The organism is Streptococcus sp. k-628 (assembly GCF_013277475.1).
Taxonomy (GTDB): domain Bacteria; phylum Bacillota; class Bacilli; order Lactobacillales; family Streptococcaceae; genus Streptococcus.
In genome coordinates this window covers 1-4955 of sequence record NZ_VMMZ01000051.1, presented here as the reverse complement: position 1 = coordinate 4955, position 4955 = coordinate 1, and the positions used below count along the sequence as shown (strand labels likewise).

Below are 4955 nucleotides of genomic sequence, written 5' to 3'. Positions count from 1 at the left end.
CAAAAGTAGTTGAAACACCGGAGACTCCACAACCAAAACCAGGAGAAACACCAGAGACTCCACAACCAAAACCAGGAGAAACACCAGAGACTCCACAACCAAAACCAGGAGAAACACCAGAGACTCCACAACCAAAACCAGGAGAAACACCGGAGACTCCACAACCTGGACAACCAACCACTCCTGAGGAAGCACCAGCTCAACCAGGACAGCCATCTGAGCCTGAAGACCAACCAGATCTTAAGGTAGCTCCGCCGACTATCGCTATTGTGGAAGAACCAAATAAAGCAAGTTTCGAAGTAAAAGCTCCTAAAAAAGATGCAGATACAGTCAAAATTATCTATCCTAAGAGTGATGGCTCTGGTAATGAAGTTCTAACTCTTACCAAGCAACCTACTGGTGAATGGACTTTAGACAAACAACCTGAAAATGTTACATTAGACAAGAAAACAGGTACTGTAACCATTCCACGAGAATCAGTTGTTAACAAACAAAAAGTCCAAGCTCAAGCCAAGCATAAAACGAGTGATTATACTCCGTTTGTATACGCTGCTTTATCAATCGAAGCAGCAAACCCAGAGCATCCAGTAACGCTATGGGTAGATACAGCAGGTAAGGAGCTCAAGAAAAAAGTAGTTGGCAAAAAAGAACTTGCTGGCGAAATTGCAGGCTACAAGTGGTTATCTAGTCGCTTAGAAGAAGGTATTTTAACTCATACATTTGAGAAAGTAGCGAATGGAACTCCAATTTTACCAGAAAGCCCAACTAGTCATCCAATGACTCCATCAAGTTCGCCATCAACTTCAACGCCAGAAAAACCAAACAAAGCTGAAACTCCAGCGGTTCGTACAGTATGGCGCGATGAAAACGGAAAAGACTTGAAGGTTCCATCAGTTGATAAGGAAGAAGCAGGTGAAGTTCCAGGCTATGAATTTGTTGAGAGTCACCGTGAGGGAGATAACTTGACAGTTCATGTGTTTAGAATCAAGCAAGCTCAAACTCCTGCTCCAAAAGACCAAACTCCAAGTCCAGCACCATCTAAAGTTTCAGAACAAAAAGGTGAAGCAGTGGCTACAGCTACATCAGAAAAGACAGTAGATAGTGTAACATCTACGAAAACATCTGATAAAGCAGAATTGCCAAACACAGGTACAGAATCTAATGCTAGCTTGGCTAGCGCTGGTATCATGACCTTGTTAGCTGGTCTAGGACTAGGATTCTTCAAGAAAAAAGAAGATGAAAAATAAAGCTCTTTATCAACTGTAGCAGGTTGAGAAAAGCTAAGATTAAGAAGAGGCTGAGAAAAAGCCTCTCAAATCAGAAAAACGCATAGTATCAGGTATTGAAAAACTTGAGACTATGCGTTTTATTGTGGGAAGATTTACTTCATTTTCTCCAGAAGTTGAGTTTTGGCCCAGTCTCTTTAAATTATATGTTATCTTAAATTCAGAATAGAACATTATAACTTATAAAACATTGCTAGAAATTGATTCGACTTTACTATCCTATTTGTTCAGAGTTTATTTCATTTTGCTATAAAGTTTGAGATTTCTTTTATTTTTTCTACTCTTTTTCCGAATAAATAGATAGAAGCATCAAATCTAGTAAATTAGATTAAAAAATGTGCTATAATGAAAGGAGAGCAAACATGACTGTACGTCATCCGGGCATCAGCCCAACCAATGACTTGGTTGCTAAAAAAATCTTTAGCAATCCAGAAATCACTTGTCAATTTATTCGCGATATGTTGGACTTGCCAGCCAAAAATGTGACCATTTTGGAGGGAAGTAACATTCATGTCTTGCCCACTACACCTTACTCGGCCCAAGACTTCTATACCAGTATAGACGTCTTGGCGGAACTGGATAATGGAACTCAAGTTATTATCGAAATTCAAGTTCATCATCAGAATTTTTTCATCAATCGCCTATGGGCTTATCTATGTAGTCAGGTCAATCAAAATCTCGAAAAAATTCGTCAACGTGAAGGTGATACCCACCAGAGTTACAAGCATATCGCACCTGTTTACGCAATAGCTATTGTGGATAGTAATTATTTCCAAGATGATCTAGCTTTCCACAGTTTCAGTATGCGCGAAGACACGACAGGTGAAGTCTTAACCATCACAAATAACGGTCAAGAAAACCATCTAGTCAAGATGGCGTTCTTGGAACTAAAAAAATATAGAGAAACCAGCAAAGACAAGGTTCGCAAGCCATGGTTGGAGTTTTTCGGCAACAAGCCCTTTACCCAAGAACCAGAGCGAGCCATCAGCCAAGCAGATCAACTGCTGGACTACAAGAGCTGGGCCGAGGAGGACAGGAAAATGTTTAGTCAACTACGTATGCGCGAAGAACAAGCATTATTGGCCCATGACTATGCCTTGGAAACAGCTAGGGCGGAAGGAATCGAAAAAGGTTTAGAGCGAGGTCTTGAACAAGGACTGGAGCGTGGAAAAGTTGAAGGTAGTTTGTCTATGCTACTAAATCTCGTTCGCCAAGGTCTTCTGACATCTGAGGTTGCCAGCCAGCAGTTAGGAATGACAGTTGCTGAGTTTGAGGAGCTATTGAAAGACCATTGTAAATAAGAATAATAAAAATACAGAGAAACCAGCAAAGATAGCGTTCGCAAGCCGTGGTTGGAGTTTTTTGGGAACAAGCCCTTTACTCAACAACCCGAGCGAGCCATCAGCCAAGCAGACCAACTGCTGGACTACAAGAGCTGGTCCGAGGAGGACAGGAAAATGTTTAGTCAACTACGTATGCGCGAAGAACAAGCTTTGTTAGCACAGGACTATGCCTTGGAAACTGCTAGGGCTGAGGGAGTTGAACAAGGTTTAGAACGTGGTCTTGAACAAGGACGAGCAGAAGGTATTGAACAGGGTTTAGAACGTGGAAAACTTTTTGCCTTCTTAGACATGGTTCGTCAACATGTTTTAACTTCTGAATTTGCCAGCCAGCAGTTAGGAATGACTGTCGCTGAGTTTGAGTCACTCTTGTAAACGAGCGAAAATGTTTAGCTAGCTATCTTGCAAAAAAATAAGTAGAGTTTATAATCCAAATACTTTTTAATACCAAGAATAAGCAGAGCCGGTTTTTCTAGGATATTTGGGTTAAGACGATTGTCTTGAATGCCTTAGGGAAACATGCTATACTACTTGTATGATTATTTTATAAGCTAATAAAATTGAACGTTCTTTTGCAGGAGAGGTTCTTTTTGATAATATCAACCTGCAGGTTGATGAACGAGATCGGATTGCCCTTGTTAGGAAAAATGGTGCAGGTAAGTCTACTCTTTTGAAGATTTTAGTTGGAGAAGAGGAGCCAACTAGCGGAGAAATCAATAAGAAAAAAGATATTTCTCTGTCTTACCTAGCCCAAGATAGCCGTTTTGAGGTTGCAGATAAGACTGACGAAGTCAGTTACATATATCTACAGCAAGGCGACGTTGACGTGGTTTGAAGAGATTTTCGAAGAGTATTATTTTTAAAAAATCTTTCCAGAAACTAGTTGCTAAATAGGGTAAAAATTGATAAAATAAGGAATATCTAAAAAATTTTAAGGAGAATCTAGCAAATGGATTTCACATGGGCACTGAAGTATGCCACTGAATTTTTGGGAACTGCCATTTTGATCATTCTTGGGAATGGTGCAGTTGCCAACGTTGAACTTAAAGGTACGAAAGGTCACCAAAGTGGCTGGATCGTCATCGCTGTTGGTTATGGTATGGGGGTTATGATCCCAGCCTTGATGTTTGGTAACGTATCTGGGAACCACATCAATCCTGCTTTCACTCTAGGACTTGCAGTTAGCGGTCTTTTCCCTTGGGTACAAGTGGTACCTTACATTATCGCGCAAGTCTTGGGGGCTATCTTTGGTCAAGCCTTGGTTGTGGCAACACACCGCCCATTCTACTTGAAAACTGAAAACTCAAATAACATCTTGGGAACTTTCTCAACTATTTCAAGTATTGACCATGGTACAAAAGAAAGTCGCTATGCAGCAACTGTCAATGGTTTTATTAACGAGTTTGTTGGTTCATTTGTTTTGTTCTTTGCAGCTCTTGGTTTGACTAAAAACTTCTTTGGTGCTGAAGTGCTTCAATACATGAAACAAATGGCAACACAAGCAGGACAAACAGTTGATTTTTCTGACTTGGCTATTAAAGCACAGGTGGCTCCACACACTGCTTCAGGACTTTCTGTGGCTCACTTGGCACTTGGATTCCTCGTTATGGCTTTGGTAACATCACTTGGAGGACCTACAGGACCTGCCTTGAACCCAGCTCGTGACTTGGGACCACGTCTCCTTCATGCTTTCCTTCCAAAATCAGTTCTTGGTGAGCATAAAGGCGATTCAAAATGGTGGTATTCTTGGGTACCAGTAGTAGCACCTATTGCAGCAGCAATTGCGGCAGTAGCTGTATTCAAATTCCTTTATCTCTAAGAAATAGCTCCTTTAACATTTGAGTGAGCACCATCTATAAGTAAGAGAGGATCAGACTGGTTCTCTCTTTTTGATTTTTTAGGGAAATGAAAGAAAATCTAAACAAACTCCTCTCCAGCAGTGGTTTAGAAGTCTCAGTGGGCTATTCCAGCTATTATAGTAGGTTGCAGTTGAAATAATAGATCCTTGTTTCTAAAACATTGTGAGAAATTGGTTTGAATTCCCCAATCAAATTGTGCAGTTTTCATTCTACTATATATTATCGAAGCTGGGGTCCCTATCTTGTAAGTCTGCTTTATAGTGGGTTGAAGTTGGAATAGTCTGCCCTTCTTTCTCAAATATTGTGAGGAATTGATTTGCCTTCCTCAACAAAATGTTCAGTTTCTATTTCATTTTGCCATAAAATAAGCGATTAGGGGGGCTATTCTTCGACCGACATTGGCTCTGCTGTGTCCTTATCGTTTTATCTGCAATCTTATACTCAATGAAAATCAAAGAGTAAACTAGGAA

At 40.5% G+C, this 4955-nt stretch carries 3 protein-coding genes and 2 pseudogenes; all 5 read left to right on the top strand.

Features of this window, described 5'->3' with window-relative positions:
* A partial coding sequence (locus HT730_RS07055) for an LPXTG cell wall anchor domain-containing protein (RefSeq protein ID WP_173307185.1) occupies nt 1–1247 on the top strand: 1247 nt, incomplete at its 5' end.
* A gap of 401 nt (nt 1248–1648) precedes the next feature.
* The gene (locus tag HT730_RS07050; RefSeq protein WP_173307184.1) at nt 1649–2587 is read left to right on the top strand and encodes an Rpn family recombination-promoting nuclease/putative transposase; all 939 of its coding nucleotides are present in this window, start codon (nt 1649–1651) and stop codon (nt 2585–2587) included.
* 9 nt (nt 2588–2596) lie between these two features.
* Nucleotides 2597–3001: pseudogene (locus HT730_RS07045) on the top strand (flagellar assembly protein H domain protein); the annotation flags it as partial.
* Between the two features lie 184 nt (nt 3002–3185).
* Nucleotides 3186–3395, top strand: a pseudogene (locus HT730_RS07040) (ATP-binding cassette domain-containing protein); the annotation flags it as partial.
* A 180-nt stretch (nt 3396–3575) separates the two neighbouring features.
* Nucleotides 3576–4445, top strand: coding sequence for an aquaglyceroporin Gla (gla, locus tag HT730_RS07035; protein ID WP_173307182.1), 870 nt, complete (start codon nt 3576–3578; stop codon nt 4443–4445).
* The last annotated feature ends 510 nt before the right edge of the window (nt 4446–4955 follow it).